Consider the following 15,681-nt stretch of genomic DNA (forward strand, 5'->3'; position numbering starts at 1 on the left):
CAGTAAGTTGGAGTCATTACCGATTTTTGTCGGGCTATCGTGCTTCATTCGCCGATAGCGAAACCCAATTGCATCATCTTATTGTTCGTCGTGATCACAACGAACCGATCCGGTTATCACTTCGCTGGTCATTATTAACCTATCATGACGGGTTTGGTAAATTCGGTATTCCTACACGGCGTCCTATTTCAATAACCGGTATTAGCCAACTAGAACTACGCGATGGTTTAATTATTCGTGAATATCTTGGTATTGATGAGCTCGCCATTTGGTCACAAATTTTTAATTAATTATACAAGAGGGGTTCCCCTCTTTAAAATGAAATTCTGATGATAAAATAATTGTCAGGTATTGCTGTTGCCCGAAATTAAAGGAAGTTATCGCCATATTTTTGGTGAGGGAAACTTACATCTCTAATTAATTCGTGCTGATATTTATTGCAGCACATCTATACAACGCAGGAGGTTATATGTCTTCAACTGAAACGACAAATAAAACACCGGTAATTAATGAGAAAAGTAATGCAAAAACTATCCGTGACGAGCCTGTATTACAAGTGGAACGCCGCGACTTTATCGATTTAGTGCCCGAGAAACGCCAGCGAGTTCAGTCATTAAGAGGTTTTGATGATTGTTATACCGATATTGTTGATTATATTGTGCGATGTACCCATAAAATATGGGATGAGCGAGACGTCGGCTTAATTTACTCTCATTATACCCATAACTGCGTTTTATATAACGCCCTTGGTACCATGTATAACCGCGAGCAGGTGGTTCAGGATACCTTGCAACGTCTGATTGCCTTCCCAGAACGCCGCGGTTTGGCGACTCAGGTTATCTGGAATGGCAACGATGTGGATGGTTTCTACACGTCACATCTGGTGACCGGCAGTGGTCGACATACCCAATATAGCCACCTTGGCAAACCTACTAACCGTACTTTTGTGACCCGCACCGTGGCGGATTGCATGATCCACGAGAATAAAATTTATCGTGAGTGGGTGGTCAGTGACAACATGTCAATGATGAAACAGCTCGGCCTGGATACTGACGCGGTGGCATACGGTATGGCCAAGGAGCAGTTTGATAAAGGCTTCCGGGTGACTGACATTGGTGAGAATCGTCGCATGGTGGGGCAATATCCGCCGGAAATGGAATGCGATATCTCCATTGCCAATACCGATACCGAAGAGCTCTGCCTGCGTTGGCTGCATGAAATCTACAACCGACGGATGTTTGGCAAAATCAAGGATGTCTACGCCACTAACGTGCAGTGGCATGGCCCATTAATGAAAGAGCTGTATGGCCAAGCTGCGGTGATGCACCAGACGCTGGCGCTTGTCGGCATGATCCCTGACGGTGCGTGGATGCCCCAGCATGTATGCTCCAATCCTTGTGAGGAAGGTGGTACCAAAGTAGCGGTGCGATGGATCATAGAAGGTCATCATTTGGGCTACGGTGAACTGGGTAAACCTACGGGTGAACGCTTGTTCGTCATGGGCATGTCCCATTACCACATTGTTAATGGAAAAATTATTGACGAATGGGTGGTATACGATCATTTGGCTATGCTTGCGCAAATTAAACTGGGACAGATGGAGGAATAAACAATGAGCATGATTAATGTTAATGATGTGCAGTTTATCAAACGCCCGCAGGGGCAGAATGCGCAGGCAGACCGATCGCTGACTGAGACAGTTCATCATATTATTGAGCAAGTGCGTGAATTTGGTGATGCAGCATTACGCGATTTCTCGGCCAAATTTGATAAAACCGTACCCGTGAGCTTTGAGGTGTCAGAAAGCGATATTGCCGGAGCACTGGCAGAGCTTGACCCACAAACTCGTAAAGACAGCGAGTTTGCTATAGCCCAGGTCAAGCGCTTTGCCGAGGCGCAGCTGGCGACCATGAGCGAGCTGGATGTAGAGACACTGCCAGGGGTTCATCTGGGGCACCGCATTATCCCAATCCAAAATATTGGTTGCTACGTACCTGGTGGACGATATCCCATTCTATCTGCCCCGGTAATGTCAATTGTTCCCGCGGTGGTGGCTGGGTGTGACAACATCATTGCCTGCCTGCCTCCAGGAGCCCATCCCGCGATGATAGCCATTTGTCATCTGGCCGGTGCTCATAGAATCTTTAAAGTGGGCGGTGCGCAGGCCATTGCCGCGATGGCCTGGGGAACCGAATCCATTCCTGTGGTGGATAAAATAGTTGGACCCGGCAATGCCTTTGTCAACGAGGCCAAGCGGCAGGTATTTGGTAAAGTCGGTATCGATGCCCTCGCTGGGCCAAGCGAGATTTATACGATTGCTGATGATAGCGCCAACCCACAGATTTTGGCTGCCGACCTATTAGCCCAGGCGGAGCACGATGTTCACACCCGTGTAGGTATGGCGACGACCAGTCCCCGAATTGCCAATGAAACGCTGGTGGAAATTGAACGACAGCTTGAAAATCTTCCCACGGCTGCGACCGCCGGAGAGGCCTGGCGTCGACAGGGTGAAATAGTGGTGTGCCGTGATGAGGCTCAACTCATTGCCTGGGCCGATCACATCGCAACGGAACATTTGCAAGTCCATACCCGCGATCCCCACGCCACGGCCAATAAAATTCGCAATTATGGTTCGCTGTTTATTGGCCAAAATGCCAGCGTGGTTTTCTCGGACAAATGCTGCGGTACCAACCATACGCTACCGACTATGGCAGCGGCTCGTTACACTGGTGGCTTGTGGGTTGGCGCTTATGTGAAAGTCTGTACTCATCAATGGATTGATGACCAGGGTATTGCCGCTATCGCTGAACCGGCCATTCGTCAAAGTCGTACCGAAGGTATGCAGGCACATCGACGCGCTGCGGAGATCCGTTTATTCCCACAGGAGATTGCCGAGATCACAAGTGGAGAGCGTGATTAATCATTCACGCGGGATATGGACGAGAATGACCGTACGTTTGGGGCTCATTTGTGAGCCTCTAGCGACTTGAATACACTGATTGATCAAGCAGATGTGCGGCGTCATGCTACAACACTGCTTAAAAAGGCGGATTAAGTAACAGGGTGAGAGTGCTTCCGCCTTCAGTTTCGGGTACTCGGTTGCCTTCAGGAATTAAGACACCCGGCCATACAGGAAATGGCCGGGTAGAGGTTAATCTTCTTCGTTGCGAGCCATAAGCTGACGTTGGTGCTCTTCGCTGGCCGCCTGGATTTCTTCCAGCACTGAACCGACATCGGCGCGTTTGTTGCTCTCGACAAACTTACCGGTCAACATACTGGCCGGTGTCAGGTTACCTTCCTGATACAGCGCCCAAATTTCTTTGGCGTACTTGCTGTCGAGCAGTTCCGGGGCATATTGGCCGTAAAACTGCGACATGTTGTTGATATCACGTTCGAACATGCTTTTGGCGTGGTTGTTGGCGGCGGCATCCACCACCTGCGGCAAATCGATAATCACCGGTCCGTTTTTGTCCATCAGCACGTTGAATTCCGACAGGTCGCCATGTACCAGCCCGGCGCAAAGCATGCGCACCGCGTAGTTCATCATCAGTGCGTGATCGGCCCGCGCCTGTTCCGGCGTCAGAGTGACATCGCTCAGACGTGGGGCTACCAGGCCTTCTTCGTCGGTGATCAGTTCCATCAGCAGCACGCCATCCAGACAGATATCCGGCTGCGGTACGCGTACGCCCGCTTTGGCGAGCAGATACAGCGCATCGACCTCGGTATTCTGCCAGGCTTCTTCCTGCTGCTGGCGACCGAATTTCGACCCTTTGCTCATGGCACGGGCATCGCGGCTGTTACGCACTTTGCGGCCTTCCTGGTAATTCACGGCCTGCTTGAAGTTACGCTTGTCTGCTTCTTTGTAAACTTTGGCGCAGCGGATCTCTTCGCCGCAGCGCACGATAAAGACGTCGGCTTCTTTGCCACTTTTCAAACGGCGGATGACGTCGTCGATTAAACCATCATCTACCAATGGCTGGAGTCGTTTTGGAATTTTCATGCAGCCTTGTACCCTATTTAGGCTCCGGTGTGAATGGTTTGCTAAGGTGTTAGCCAAATTTAGACCCGAAAGGCAAAATTTAGTTTGCCGCCGCTGCGACACATGGCCGCAACGGCGCACCCGCTACAGGGTTTCTGCCAGTACCCAAACGCTGACGCTGCCGCCGTTAACCGGGAAAGTCGCATTCCCCTGTTCGTCGGTGGTGACCTCATCCTGACGGTTACCGAGCAGATCGCGCCAGTTTTTATGTGCCAGTTCGGCACCCAGCGAAACCGCTTTGCCGCTTTCAGCCCCATTGGTGAGTACCACTACGCAGCCAGGTGCTTCGGCGGTACCGCTGCGGCTGAAGGCCACGCAGTTTTTATCATCAAAATAATCGGTTTGCACGCCGTTGGCAAAGCGTTGTCGCGCCTGAATCAACTTTTCCAGCTCAGGGATGACCGGCATATCAATCTGGTACTCCTGGCCGTCACTGCCTTTATCTTTATAGCTGGCACCGTACAGGTCAGGATAGAACACGCAGGGCACCCCTTGTTCGCGTAACAGGATCAAGGCGTAAGCCAGCGGTTTGAACCAGGGTTCGACCGGCGCTTCCAGCGATTGTAGCGGTTGGGTGTCGTGGTTGGCGACCAGCGTGACCGAATGGGCTGGATCGGCAGCGGTCAGGGTATCGGTGAACATCTGCGCCATATCGAACCCATCCCCCTGTTTTGATGCCTGATGAAACTTCAGGTGCAAGGCTACGTCGAACAGCATCACTTTGCCCTCGACCAGGTCAATATACTGTTGTAACGCGGCCAAATCGTGCGACCAGTATTCGGCGACGATAAACAGATCGCGCTGTGCGCTGTCACGCACGTGGTCAGCCCATTCTTTAAAGAACCAGGCGGGGATATGTTTGGCCGCATCCAGCCGGAAACCGTCGCACGGCAGGGTTTCCAGCAGCCAGCGCGCCCAGTATTTCAGCTCTTCTACCACCGCCGGGTTGCGAAATTCAACGTCGGCTCCCATCAGATAGTCATAGTTGCCTTTCTCGTCGCCGACCTGATCGTTCCAGCCATCGTCACCGTAGTCATTGGCGATTTTGAACACGCCTTTTTCATCGGGCTGTTCAACGTAATCAACCCCGCCAAAGCATTTGTAATCCCAAATAAATTTGGAGTAGGTGCCCTGTCGGCCGGGAAAGGTGAAACGGGTGTAGGCCAGAGCGTCGAAACCCTGGTCGTTAATATTATTGCGGTTGTTGGCGTCCGCCTTATACACGTGCACCTGCTCTTTTTCGTCGGCACCGAGCTTGTGGTTGAAGACCACGTCATAAATCACCCGCACGCCGTTATCACGCAGCGCTGTGGCGGCATGCACCAATGCTTCCTTGTCACCGTATTTGGTGGCGCGGCTGCCTTTTTGGTCGAACTCGCCCAGATCGAACAGATCGTAGCTGTCATACCCTACCGAATAGCCGCCGGAAGCGCCCTTATAGGCGGGGGGCAGCCACAGGTCGGTGATACCCAACTGAGCAATTTGCGCGGCCCGTTCGGCGACCTCTGGCCATAACTTTCCGCCATCAGGATAATACCAATGGAAAAACTGCAGCAAGGTGGTTTTTTTCGTCATGAGCCAGCGTCCCTATTTGCCAGAAAGAGGTGCGGGATGAGCCGTCGCCCACCCCATCCTGTTACAGCATGGGCTACTTTTGGTAAAAGGGAAACTCGGTTCGGGCGGCCACATGTGCCGCCCTGAGAGGTTATCGCAGATTAGAGGGCGTTCATGCAAAATTGCACAGATTTGTGCCTCTGCAATATCACCGCAACGCACCCTCACCGCCGATAAAGCAATCTTCATCCAGCGTCAAACTGGCAATCTTATGCACCGGCCCGAGCATGCTGACTTGAAAGTCACCACTGAAGCTAATCTGCAATTGGCCGCCTGGCATGTGGACGGTAACCTTATCATCTACCTGATTCAGCTTGCGCATCACACTGGCCGCTGCACAACTGCTGCTGCCGGAAGCCAGAGTAAAACCAGCCCCCCGTTCCCAGATGCCAATGCGTAACGTATTGCGATCTATCACTTCAACCAACTGCACATTGGTTCGCTTGGGGAACAGTGGATGATGTTCAATCTGTGGCCCCAGCCGGTGAACCTCTGCCAAATCAAGCCGGGCGACCGGTACCACGCAGTGTGGGTTACCCATCGACACCAGAGACACGCTGAGGGTTTCCTCTGCTAATGAAAGCGGGTAGTTAAGTGCTTCGGGCAAATCGATCAGCGCCGGCAGTGCTGCCGGATTGAAATTGGCGCGGCCCATATCCACCTGAACTTGGTGTTTATCTTCGTTAACCTGGCAGCGCACATCACCACCTGCGGTATGTACCCAAAACGGCAGGTGATTGACTCGGCCTATATCGAAAAGATAACGGGCATAAATGCGCAGACCGTTGCCACTTTTCTCCGCTTCTGAGCCATCTGGATTAATGATGCGTAGCGTAGGGTTTATGCTGTCTCCGCTGTCGATCAGCAAACCGTCCGACCCAATACCGTAATGGCGGTGACACAAGATGCGTATTTGTTCGTTGGTCAGTTGTGTGGCGACAGAACGGTGGCACACCAGGTAATCATTACCCAGTCCGTGATATTTGTGGAAAAGCAATGGCGTCATGGTATCTGTCAGATTTTGTTGTGGCAGGGCACCACAGATTACAACAGATTTTCGGCGGGGCAATAATACAAAAGGCGGCCAGGGCCGCCTCTTTGCGCAATTGCTGATTCAGCAATTAATTGTAGATAATCGCAGTACCATGCAGTTTGTTGTCGCCGGTAGTTGAGATGATCTGGAATGATTTAGCACCTGCTTCATCCGCTTTGGCAGCCAGTTTGTTTTCCAGGCTGGTCAGGTCGGAAGCCCCACTGACGGTAACCACACCGGCTTTTTGCAGATCTGCCGGTTGGGCATTTACCAGGTCGGCGGCGAAGCTACCGAAAGAAACAGAAGCCAGTGCGATGGCAGCGATGGTCATTTTCAGGTTTTTCATGGTCTTATTTCCTATCTCGATATTCTGTACGATGTTTTTATTGGGTCGTTAAATTAATTAACGATCGATAATTTAATGTTAGACGCCTGTTCGGCGCTTTGCAACTATTTTTTTAATGTTCGTTAATTAATTTTTTTCTTATCGTCGTTAACCGGGAAGAAAATAGCCGTTACCGGCCCAGAGAATGACGATTAACTGATTGTTATTGATAGATTACTGCGGTGCCATGCAGCTGGTTGTTACCCCCGGCGCCGGTGATGCGGAATGATTTTGCACCGGCTGCGTCAGCTTTGGCCGCTAAATCGGCTTCCAGAGAGGTGATATCGGAAGCACCACTGACGGTGACCACACCGATTTTTTGCTGATCAGCCGGCTGACTGTTAACCAGGTCTGCAGCAAAGCTACCGAAAGAAGCAGAGGCAAGCGCGATGGCGGCAAGAGTAATTTTTAAGTTTTTCATTATGTTAATTCCTATTCTAACAGCGTAAACTGGGATTTGAATGTCTGTCGTTGTTATTACTTAACGATCGATAACTAAATGTTAATCGCTTCTCGACGGCAGCGCAATATTTTTTTATAATGATCGTTAATTTAATTAGTGAGCCCTGCTGCGGGGCGGGATAAGAGAGGGTCTATGAGTATCAATGAAGAGGTCTGCGCTAAAAAAACGCGTGGCAGACCGAAGCAGTTTGATCGCGACCGTGCGCTGGACAGCGCGCTCGATCTGTTCTGGCGGCACGGTTATGACTCAACGTCGCTGGCCGATCTGGTTGAAGTCACCGGCGCCAAGGCGCCAACGCTGTATGCCGAGTTCGGTAATAAAGAAGGGCTGTTTCGCGCGGCGGTGGAGCGTTATCTGCAAAAGTACACCACCTGCACCAATCAACTGCTGGAGCAGGATCTGCCGATAGCGGAAATCGTTGAAGCCTATGTGCGCTCTTCAGCTGAAGTGTTTACCGATCCGGATACGCCGTCCGGCTGCTTTATGGTGTGTGCGTCCGCGGCGCTGTCTTCGTCGTCTGATGAAGTCGCCGAAATGCTGCGTAACAAGCATCATGCTAATGAGGCCAGCCTGCGAGCCTGTTTTGACCGCAAGGTACAGCAGGGGGAGTTATTGGCGAAAACCGATACCGCACTGTTGGCCAAATTCATCGTCTGTACCATTGAAGGCATGTCGGTTCAGGCACGTGAAGGGGCTAGCCGTGAGGATTTATATCGCTTGCTCGATGCATTGATGCTGGTTTGGCCGCGTCTCAGCCAGGTGGGCAATAAGGTCTAGGGAAGGGCGTATTGTGCGATAAAGGGCAAGGCCGCATCGCTGCGACCTTGCTTTTAATTACTGGTTAACCGGGATCACTGCGCCCTGGTATTTTTGGCGGATGAAATCCTGAATGGCTTTGGAGTGCAACACCTTCACCAGGGCGACAATTTCCGGCTTGTTCACGTCGGCCTTATGCACGGTGATGATGTTGGCATAGGGGTTGTTTTCACCGCTTTCGACCGCGATCGGGTCTTTGGTTGGGTTCAGCCCGGCATCGATGGCGTAGTTGGCGTTAATCACCACCGCGTCACCCTCATCGTTGTTGTACATCTGTGGCAACAATGCGCCTTCCACGTTCGCCAGGAACTTCAGATGTTTCGGGTTTTCCACCACGTCGGTAATGCGTGCATCCACTTTGCTCACGCCTGGTTTCAGCTTAATCACGCCTTCTTTTTCAAAGATAGACAAAATGCGCCCTTCCTCTGCCACCGCATCACGCATGATGATTTTTCCGTTGTCCGGCAGATCCTTCAGGCTTTTATACTTCTTGGAGTAAATGCCGATCGGCTCGATATGGATAGCCCCGGCGCTGACAAAGTCGTAACTCTTATCGCCCGCATGGTCCTTCAGTACCGAATTCAGATAGGGCACATGCTGGAAGTAGTTGGCGTCAATATCGTGACTGGCCAGCGCCGTATTCGGCAGGATGTAATCCTGGAAGGGTTTGATCACCAGATCAATGCCTTCCTTCGCCAAAATCGGCTTGGCCTGCTCGAGGATCTCCGCGTGCGGAACGTTGGACGCACCAACCACCAGCTTGGTCTCCGCCGCGGCACCCAAGGAGGCTAACGCGGTCAGTGAGGCGAAAGCCAGCATCATCATTTGCTTTTTCATCATCATTATTCCCAGGTTATTTATCGTTTATCGAGCGTTGTTGTAATGGTGTCGCCGATGAACTGGATAACGAAAACGATCAGCAGGATCGTAAGCGTCGCCACCAGCGTCACGTCACCGTGATTGCGTTGAAAACCTTCCAGATAGGCCAGATTACCCAGCCCGCCTGCGCCGATCACCCCGGCCATCGCGGTATAGCTCACCAGCGCGATCAGGGTGACGGTAATACCAGAAACCAGCGCCGGGGAAGACTCCGGCAGCAGCACGCGGAAGATAATGGTGCTGGTTTTGGCACCCATAGAGCGCGCCGCTTCAATGACCCCCTTGTCCACCTCACGCAAGCCAATCTCAACCAGCCGCGCATAGAAGGGGGCAGCGCCGACAATCAGCGCCGGCAGCGCAGCGTCAGCTCCTAAAATGGTGCCGATCAGCGTCTTGGTGAACGGGATCAGCAACACGATCAAAATGATGAAGGGAATGGAACGGAATACGTTGACCAGCACTGAAATCAGCGAATAGACGAGGCGATTTTGCAACAGTTGGCCGCGGGAGGTCAGGAACAGCAGCACCCCCAGCACGATACCGAGTACCAGCGTCGCCAGCCCGGCGATACCGGTCATGTACAGGGTTTCCAGGGTGGCGTTCAGCAACTGGTCAATGCGCAGGTGAGGGAACAGTGACTCAATCATGTTTAATCACCTCAGCGGCGATCTGTTGTTCTTTCAATAATTTCAGCATGCTGTCGATTTGCAGATCGTTGCCATCGGCGTGGATATACAATTCGCCAAAGGATCCGTTCAGGGTCTGGGTTATCTTGCCGTGCAGAATATTAATGCTCACCTTGTAGCGCAGGATCACGTCGGAAATCACCGCCTGATGGGTTTGCACGCCGACAAAGGTCAGCTTGAAGATCGCGCCCGGCAGGTGCTGGGCCAACAGTGGATTAAAGCTTTCCTCTGTTTCCTGATACTGCGAAACCTGTTTAACGAACTGCTGGGTAATCGGCTGCTGCGGCCGGGTGAAAACATCGATCACCGGGCCTTCTTCGACAATGCGGCCGTTTTCCATCACCGCCACGCGATGGCAAATTTTGCGCACTACGTGCATTTCATGGGTGATCAACACAATGGTCAGGTTCAGCTTGCGGTTGATGTCCAGCAACAGGTCCAGAATCGAATCGGTGGTCTGAGGATCGAGTGCCGAGGTGGCCTCATCGCACAGCAATACTCCCGGATTATTGGCCAGTGCGCGGGCGATGCCGACACGCTGTTTCTGTCCGCCACTGAGCTGCGAAGGATAAGCCTCTTCGCGGCCCTGCAGGCCAACCAATGTCACCAGCTCCGCCACACGCGGTTTAATCTGTGCCTTGGGCACGCCGGCGATTTGCATCGAGAAGGCAATATTCTGGCTGACGGTGCGTGACCACAGCAGGTTGAAGTGTTGAAACACCATGCTGATTTTCAGCCGCGCCTGGCGCAACTGGTCGCTTTTGGCGGCGGCGATATCGAAACCGTCGACCTGAATGCTGCCGCTGGTAGGGGTTTCCAGCCCGTTAAGCAAACGGATCAGGGTGCTTTTACCGGCTCCGCTATAGCCAATGATGCCGTAAATTTGCCCGGCTTCGACCGCCAGGTTGACATCATCCACCGCGATAACGCGGCCCTGTGCGCTGTCAAAAGTTTTGCAAACGTTCGAAAGAACGATCATAAAGAAGCGGATCCTTATCAATACATCACAGTATTCCGCCCGGAGCGCGCAGCGCCAGAGGGCTCGGCTTCTCGAAGCAAAGGGCAGGCGGAACCTCTGTTGCTGGTGAATACAGGCCAATCCTACCGGGGGTTGATAGTGACAGGAAGAATATAAATCCTATTAGTTATTCTTATTTGATATATAAAATAATGAGCAGAAGTGATGGTGAAACCGCGGCCTGGGGCGATTTTGGCCGCGGTGTTTTGTTCAGGCGCGTCCCCAAAGTCTGGCGACGGTCAGGGCGATAAAAGCTTCCAGCTTGGGTGACTGCCGTCGTTCGGGCAGATAGACCAGGTGCATCGGCCGTGGCAGCGGCGAATAGTCCGGCAACACCCGCACCAGCCGGCCGGCAGCAATATCTTCGTCCAGCAGCATACCGGCATGCAGCGCGATACCAAACCCGGCCAGCGCCGCCCGGCGCACTCCTTCGCCAGAGTCCATCCGCAGCCGTGGCCTGACCGGCACGCTGATTTCCCCCTCTGGCCCCTGCAACCGCCAGAAGTGGTTGCCGTCCCACTGGCTGAAGCCAAAGCAACTGTGGGTGCTGAGCTGAGTCGGCTGCATTGGAACACCCTGCTGCGCTAAATAGTCCGGCGAGGCGGCCAGCGTCATACGGTAATCGGGCAGGGCACGCGCCACCAGGCCGTCGTCCGCCACCGGGCCGATGCGAAATGCGGCTTCGTAGCTTTCCTCAATCAAATCCACTTTGCGATCCGACAGCACCACCTCCGCCTCGACCTCTGGGTGCCGCTGCAGGAATTCGGTGAGGATCGGCGTCAGAACGCGGTTGCCAAAAGTGACCGGTGCGCTGATACGCAGCAGCCCGCTGGGGGAGCTCAGCAGCGCCCGGGCACTGGCTTCGGCGGCATCGGCGTCGGCCAGCAGGCGGCGGCAGCGTTCGTAGAACACCCGACCGGCCTCGGTCAATCCCTGCCTGCGGGTGGTGCGGTTCAGCAGCGGCACATTCAGGCGTTGCTCCAGGTAACGGATGTGCTTGCCGACCATGGTCGGAGAGATTGCCATCTCCTCGGCGGCGGCGACAAAGCTGCCTTTTTCCACCACCCGCACAAACACCGCCATGCTGGTTAATCGGTCCATTATAAACCCCTGGTGTTTTCTGAATGTTCTGCGGGCCACTTTGCCTGATTATAGCGCTTTGCGATAATCCTTCTATCGACCGTCAGTGTGTTATTGGCGGAATTTCCCGGAGCAGCAACATGCATGCATTAGCGTTTGAACACTTTGGCGGGCCGGACGTGCTCGAATACCTTGAGTTACCGACGCCAGTGGTACCGGCGGGCGCGGTGCAGGTGCGGATGGGCGCTGCCGGGCTGAATTTTGCCGATATCTACCGCCGCAAGGGCAATTATGTGCTGCACGGTAACCCGCCGCATATCGGTGGTTACGAAGGCGTAGGCACCATTATCGCCGTGGGTGAGGGCGTCAATGGCTGGCAGTTGGGGGAGCGGATTGGTTTCGCCGATGTGCCTTTTTGTCACGCCACGCGTATCAATGTGCCAGTGGAGCATGCACTGCGACTGCCACCAGCCCTGAGCGACGTCGAGGCGGCCTCAATTCTGCTGCAAGGGCTGACGGCGCAGTACCTGATTAATGACAGCGTGCAGGTGAAGGCGGGCGATCGCGCGTTAGTGCATGCAGCGGCGGGCGGTGTCGGGCAGATCCTGACCCGCATGCTGGTGGCGCGTGGCGCACAGGTTTACGCCGTGGTGTCTTCGGCGCACAAACAGCAGATCGCGCTGAACAACGGTGCCGCAGCAGCCTTCACCTATCAGCAGGATTGGGTCGCGCAAATTGCCGCGCTGACCGGCGGTGGCGTTGAGTACGGTTTCGACTCGGTCGGCATCACGCTGCAACAGAGCATCGACGCGCTGTGCCCTGGTGGCCGGGTCGTCACCTTTGGGATGGCGGGCGGCGAGGCTCCGGCGATTTCTGCCTACGGCTTGATGATGGATTCCAAAGGTGTGGTCGGCGGCGATCTCTGGACTTATCTTAATAGCGCCGAGGCACGACGTGACAGGGCTGAGCGTCTGTTCAGCAGTTGGCAGAACGGCGAATTTGCCGTGCCCCATATCGAAACCTTCCCGCTGAGCGAAGGCGCGGCTGCCCACCGTCGGCTGGAAGATCGCAGCTTTGCCGGTAAGATTGTGCTGCTCAACGATCGCGACCCGCAGAGTTAAAAGCAGCCTTCCCCTGCATGCTACACTGGCCGCCGGACGATAATTGGGGTCAGTCAGGATGGAAGTGATACGTGCGGCGATAGAAAAACAGGTGATCGGCCTGACCGGGCTGGCGCTCGGCGGGGTCGATTTTGAGAACCCGCCGGGTGATCCGGGCCTGTTTGGGCCGCAGTCGGTTATCTGGCAGGTACACAGTGATTTCACCTCGATGCTGTGTGGCGGTGTCAGCGCCTTGTTGCTGCAAATGCTGCACCCGTTGGCGCTGGCCGGCGTCTGGGATCATTCCAACTTCCGCGACGATATGCTCGGCCGCCTGCGCCGTACCAGCCAGTTTGTCTCCGTCACCACCTTTGGCCCCACGGCCGAGGCCGAACGGTTGATCGCCAAAGTCAAAGCCATTCATTTGCGGGTCAACGGCGTCAGCAGCGACGGCAGGGCTTATGCCGCCAGCGATCCGGACCTGCTCACCTGGGTGCACGTGGTGGAAAGCCGCTGTTTTTTGGCCAGCCATCTGCGTTACCGCAATCCTCATCTTGCCCGCGAACAGCAGGACAGCTATTACCGTGAGGCGGCACGCGTCGCCGCTGCCCTGGGAGCACGCAATATCCCTGTATCCTGTTGCGAAATCGAAGATTACCTGCAGCGAATGCGGCCGCAGTTGGTGTGTGATGAGCGCACGCAGGAAGTGGCGCGCATTCTGCTGGCGGCTCCGGCACCGAGCAGGCTGGCACAACCTTTTGGCGCTCTGGTAATGCAGGCGGGTATTGATCTGTTGCCGGATTGGGCGCAGCAGCAGTTTGATTTTTCTTCCGGCCGGTTGCGACAAAAACTGGTGCGGGTCGGTGCCGGTGGGGTGGGTAAAGTGCTGCGGGCCTCGATGCGTAACGGTTCCTATCAGCGAGCGCTACGACGAATTAGCAAAACCGCCGTAGCGCATTGATGATTACCGCAGGTTAGCGGGGAAATCTGCCGGTAGCTCGCTGGCCGGACAGTTAATCACCTGCTCATCGTTTTCGCCGCAGTCGCGTACAAAGGTGATGCTGGCAAATTCGTCGATCACTTCAGTCGGGTACGCCGGACCGGCTTCACGATAGGCCGCCATCTGTGCCAGGTGTTCATTTTGGAAACACACGGTGTGCTGCGGATTATTCATAACCCAGCGCGGGAAGAAAATGGTGCCGTGGAAAATCAGATCGCCCAGATTGACGATGAGGCTAACGTCAGTCCCGGTCGGCTCAGTCCATGAGATTTTATACACTTCTGCGGCCACCCGAACCACGTAGACCGCCTGATCTTTCACCCAACGATTGCCCACTAACCCACTGTGGATCCGATAATCGATGGTGCCGGCATTCTTCAGGTAGATCTCATAATTCCAGCCATTGTCATAGGTATACACCAGATGTTTGCCGATAAAACCGCTCAGGTCGTGTTTGTCGAAGCTGCTCATTATGTGTTCCTTATGGGGAGTGTTTTAAGTCGATATGAGTAGCCTACGCTGATAAAAATCGATATAAAAACGCTAATATTGGCGGTTAATAATCGAATTTTTAGATGTTTTAGGAGGCGAGAATGCGGGCACCCAAAACCACTCTGGATCAGTGGCACACGTTGCAGACCGTGATTGAGCAAGGGGGGTATATTCAGGCGGCTGAATACCTGCACCGCAGCCAATCCTCGGTGAGTTACAGTTTGCACACCTTGCAGGAGCGGCTGGGGGTTAAATTGCTGATGATAGTCGGCCGTAAGGCGGAGTTGACGGTGGAAGGCCGGGCATTATTGGAACATGCCAAACCGCTGATTACCGCTTTCAGTCAGCTTGAGGCGCGGGCGGCGGCGTTTACCCAAGGTGAGAAGGTGGCGTTAACGCTGGTAGCGGACAGCGTTTTTCCCAAGCCGTTACTGTTCCGCGCGCTGCGGAAATTTCAACAGCGCTATCCGCAAACTCAGGTGCGGTTGCGTGAGATCCTGCGGGGTGAAAGCCGGGAACTGCTGGCGCAAGCTGATGCCGACTTATACATCACCACGTTGCCGCCGGATGCTTCAGTGGACGGCAGTTTTTTGATGGATGTGAATTTTATCGCCGTCGCCCATCGTCACCATCCGTTGCATCAATTGAAGGGCCCACTGACGCAGGCCGAACTGGTCCGTTTTCATCGCGTGGTGATTACCGATCCTCTGCAGCAAGCGGATGCAGACGCCGCGTGGAGTTTTACCACCTTTGATGCGGCGATACAGGCGATATGTCATGGGGTGGGATATGGCTGGTTGCCGCAGGACCGGATCACCGGGCTGCTGGCCAGTGGTGAATTGCAGCCCTTACCGCTTGCCGGTCAGCGGATCCGTGCCACGCCGCTATATTTAATTTATGGGGATCCTCAGGGGTATTTTGATCTGACGACCAGGGCGATGGCGGAAATGATTACCGATGCGGTGCAATCCGACCATCAATTAGCCAACAGCCCGAAATTTTGAGACTTTTACGGGTGATCCGGCCGCTAATGCGCTTTACACTGGGCAAAAGCCAATTTCCATTTTATTTAGCGT

Annotated in this window: 16 protein-coding genes and 1 pseudogene; 7 read left to right on the forward strand and 10 right to left on the reverse strand. The window is 54.0% G+C overall.

Going from position 1 to position 15,681, the window contains the following annotated elements; all coding sequences use genetic code 11:
- The 3 genes and pseudogenes from BEI65_RS14605 to hisD form a co-directional block, all read left to right on the forward strand.
- A pseudogene (locus tag BEI65_RS14605) lies at positions 1 to 290 on the forward strand (polyketide cyclase); the annotation flags it as partial.
- Between the two features lie 179 nt (positions 291 to 469).
- Positions 470 to 1,609 (forward strand): ester cyclase, encoded by a 1,140-nt coding sequence (locus BEI65_RS14610; RefSeq protein ID WP_099063949.1) that lies wholly within the window; start codon positions 470 to 472, stop codon positions 1,607 to 1,609.
- A 3-nt stretch (positions 1,610 to 1,612) separates the two neighbouring features.
- On the forward strand, positions 1,613 to 2,920 hold the full coding sequence (gene hisD, locus BEI65_RS14615; RefSeq protein ID WP_099063950.1) for a histidinol dehydrogenase: 1,308 nt from the start codon (positions 1,613 to 1,615) through the stop codon (positions 2,918 to 2,920).
- 231 nt (positions 2,921 to 3,151) lie between these two features.
- On the opposite strand, the gene BEI65_RS14620 is transcribed toward hisD, so the two are convergent.
- The 5 genes from BEI65_RS14620 to BEI65_RS14640 form a co-directional block, all read right to left on the reverse strand.
- Positions 3,152 to 4,000, reverse strand: coding sequence for a PA4780 family RIO1-like protein kinase (locus tag BEI65_RS14620; protein ID WP_099063951.1), 849 nt, complete (start codon positions 3,998 to 4,000; stop codon positions 3,152 to 3,154).
- A 123-nt stretch (positions 4,001 to 4,123) separates the two neighbouring features.
- Positions 4,124 to 5,614: an alpha-amylase gene (gene amyA / locus BEI65_RS14625; RefSeq protein WP_099063952.1), complete on the reverse strand. Its 1,491-nt coding sequence runs from the start codon at positions 5,612 to 5,614 to the stop codon at positions 4,124 to 4,126.
- A gap of 187 nt (positions 5,615 to 5,801) precedes the next feature.
- Positions 5,802 to 6,659: a diaminopimelate epimerase gene (gene dapF, locus BEI65_RS14630; protein WP_099063953.1), complete on the reverse strand. Its 858-nt coding sequence runs from the start codon at positions 6,657 to 6,659 to the stop codon at positions 5,802 to 5,804.
- Positions 6,660 to 6,774: 115 nt separating this feature from the next.
- The gene (locus BEI65_RS14635) at positions 6,775 to 7,032 is read right to left on the reverse strand and encodes a YdgH/BhsA/McbA-like domain containing protein (RefSeq protein WP_099063954.1); all 258 of its coding nucleotides are present in this window, start codon (positions 7,030 to 7,032) and stop codon (positions 6,775 to 6,777) included.
- 202 nt (positions 7,033 to 7,234) lie between these two features.
- On the reverse strand, positions 7,235 to 7,492 hold the full coding sequence (locus BEI65_RS14640) for a YdgH/BhsA/McbA-like domain containing protein (protein ID WP_099063955.1): 258 nt from the start codon (positions 7,490 to 7,492) through the stop codon (positions 7,235 to 7,237).
- Positions 7,493 to 7,666: 174 nt separating this feature from the next.
- On the opposite strand from BEI65_RS14640, the gene BEI65_RS14645 reads away from it, so the two are divergent.
- Entirely contained in the window at positions 7,667 to 8,311 is a 645-nt protein-coding gene (locus BEI65_RS14645) for a TetR/AcrR family transcriptional regulator (protein WP_099063956.1), read from the forward strand.
- A gap of 57 nt (positions 8,312 to 8,368) precedes the next feature.
- Here the strand turns inward: BEI65_RS14645 and BEI65_RS14650 are convergent, their stop codons facing one another.
- The 4 genes from BEI65_RS14650 to BEI65_RS14665 form a co-directional block, all read right to left on the reverse strand.
- Entirely contained in the window at positions 8,369 to 9,190 is an 822-nt protein-coding gene (locus BEI65_RS14650; RefSeq protein WP_369804763.1) for a MetQ/NlpA family ABC transporter substrate-binding protein, read from the reverse strand.
- Between the two features lie 17 nt (positions 9,191 to 9,207).
- Positions 9,208 to 9,876, reverse strand: coding sequence for a methionine ABC transporter permease (locus tag BEI65_RS14655; protein WP_099063957.1), 669 nt, complete (start codon positions 9,874 to 9,876; stop codon positions 9,208 to 9,210).
- Positions 9,869 to 10,894, reverse strand: a complete 1,026-nt coding sequence (locus BEI65_RS14660; RefSeq protein ID WP_099063958.1) for a methionine ABC transporter ATP-binding protein — start codon at positions 10,892 to 10,894, stop codon at positions 9,869 to 9,871. Before BEI65_RS14660 ends, BEI65_RS14655 begins: the two co-directional genes overlap by 8 nt.
- A gap of 249 nt (positions 10,895 to 11,143) precedes the next feature.
- Positions 11,144 to 12,034: a LysR family transcriptional regulator gene (locus BEI65_RS14665; protein WP_099063959.1), complete on the reverse strand. Its 891-nt coding sequence runs from the start codon at positions 12,032 to 12,034 to the stop codon at positions 11,144 to 11,146.
- A gap of 119 nt (positions 12,035 to 12,153) precedes the next feature.
- Between BEI65_RS14665 and BEI65_RS14670 the strand changes: the two genes are divergently transcribed.
- Both BEI65_RS14670 and BEI65_RS14675 read left to right on the forward strand, forming a co-directional pair.
- On the forward strand, positions 12,154 to 13,134 hold the full coding sequence (locus BEI65_RS14670; RefSeq protein ID WP_099063960.1) for a quinone oxidoreductase: 981 nt from the start codon (positions 12,154 to 12,156) through the stop codon (positions 13,132 to 13,134).
- Positions 13,135 to 13,192: 58 nt separating this feature from the next.
- Positions 13,193 to 14,074: an oxygenase MpaB family protein gene (locus BEI65_RS14675; protein ID WP_099063961.1), complete on the forward strand. Its 882-nt coding sequence runs from the start codon at positions 13,193 to 13,195 to the stop codon at positions 14,072 to 14,074.
- Positions 14,075 to 14,077: 3 nt separating this feature from the next.
- Here the strand turns inward: BEI65_RS14675 and BEI65_RS14680 are convergent, their stop codons facing one another.
- Positions 14,078 to 14,587 carry a phenolic acid decarboxylase gene (locus BEI65_RS14680; RefSeq protein WP_198404458.1) on the reverse strand — a complete coding sequence of 170 codons (510 nt, stop codon included), beginning with the start codon at positions 14,585 to 14,587 and terminating at the stop codon, positions 14,078 to 14,080.
- A 119-nt stretch (positions 14,588 to 14,706) separates the two neighbouring features.
- On the opposite strand from BEI65_RS14680, the gene BEI65_RS14685 reads away from it, so the two are divergent.
- On the forward strand, positions 14,707 to 15,609 hold the full coding sequence (locus tag BEI65_RS14685; protein ID WP_099063963.1) for a LysR family transcriptional regulator: 903 nt from the start codon (positions 14,707 to 14,709) through the stop codon (positions 15,607 to 15,609).
- The last annotated feature ends 72 nt before the right edge of the window (positions 15,610 to 15,681 follow it).

The organism is Serratia sp. BW106 (assembly GCF_002607755.1).
GTDB classification, from domain to species: Bacteria; Pseudomonadota; Gammaproteobacteria; order Enterobacterales; family Enterobacteriaceae; genus Serratia; species Serratia proteamaculans.

What these genes read in the sequence shown, in the direction of transcription:
- BEI65_RS14610 (WP_099063949.1), top strand. Translation starts at nt 470, where the DNA reads ATGTCTTCAACTGAAACGACAAATAAAACACCGGTAATTAATGAGAAA.
- hisD (WP_099063950.1), top strand. Translation starts at nt 1,613, where the DNA reads ATGAGCATGATTAATGTTAATGATGTGCAGTTTATCAAACGCCCGCAG.
- BEI65_RS14620 (WP_099063951.1), bottom strand. Translation starts at nt 4,000, where the DNA reads ATGAAAATTCCAAAACGACTCCAGCCATTGGTAGATGATGGTTTAATC.
- amyA (WP_099063952.1), bottom strand. Translation starts at nt 5,614, where the DNA reads ATGACGAAAAAAACCACCTTGCTGCAGTTTTTCCATTGGTATTATCCT.
- dapF (WP_099063953.1), bottom strand. Translation starts at nt 6,659, where the DNA reads ATGACGCCATTGCTTTTCCACAAATATCACGGACTGGGTAATGATTAC.
- BEI65_RS14635 (WP_099063954.1), bottom strand. Translation starts at nt 7,032, where the DNA reads ATGAAAAACCTGAAAATGACCATCGCTGCCATCGCACTGGCTTCTGTT.
- BEI65_RS14640 (WP_099063955.1), bottom strand. Translation starts at nt 7,492, where the DNA reads ATGAAAAACTTAAAAATTACTCTTGCCGCCATCGCGCTTGCCTCTGCT.
- BEI65_RS14645 (WP_099063956.1), top strand. Translation starts at nt 7,667, where the DNA reads ATGAGTATCAATGAAGAGGTCTGCGCTAAAAAAACGCGTGGCAGACCG.
- BEI65_RS14650 (WP_369804763.1), bottom strand. Translation starts at nt 9,190, where the DNA reads ATGATGAAAAAGCAAATGATGATGCTGGCTTTCGCCTCACTGACCGCG.
- BEI65_RS14655 (WP_099063957.1), bottom strand. Translation starts at nt 9,876, where the DNA reads ATGATTGAGTCACTGTTCCCTCACCTGCGCATTGACCAGTTGCTGAAC.
- BEI65_RS14660 (WP_099063958.1), bottom strand. Translation starts at nt 10,894, where the DNA reads ATGATCGTTCTTTCGAACGTTTGCAAAACTTTTGACAGCGCACAGGGC.
- BEI65_RS14665 (WP_099063959.1), bottom strand. Translation starts at nt 12,034, where the DNA reads ATGGACCGATTAACCAGCATGGCGGTGTTTGTGCGGGTGGTGGAAAAA.
- BEI65_RS14670 (WP_099063960.1), top strand. Translation starts at nt 12,154, where the DNA reads ATGCATGCATTAGCGTTTGAACACTTTGGCGGGCCGGACGTGCTCGAA.
- BEI65_RS14675 (WP_099063961.1), top strand. Translation starts at nt 13,193, where the DNA reads ATGGAAGTGATACGTGCGGCGATAGAAAAACAGGTGATCGGCCTGACC.
- BEI65_RS14685 (WP_099063963.1), top strand. Translation starts at nt 14,707, where the DNA reads ATGCGGGCACCCAAAACCACTCTGGATCAGTGGCACACGTTGCAGACC.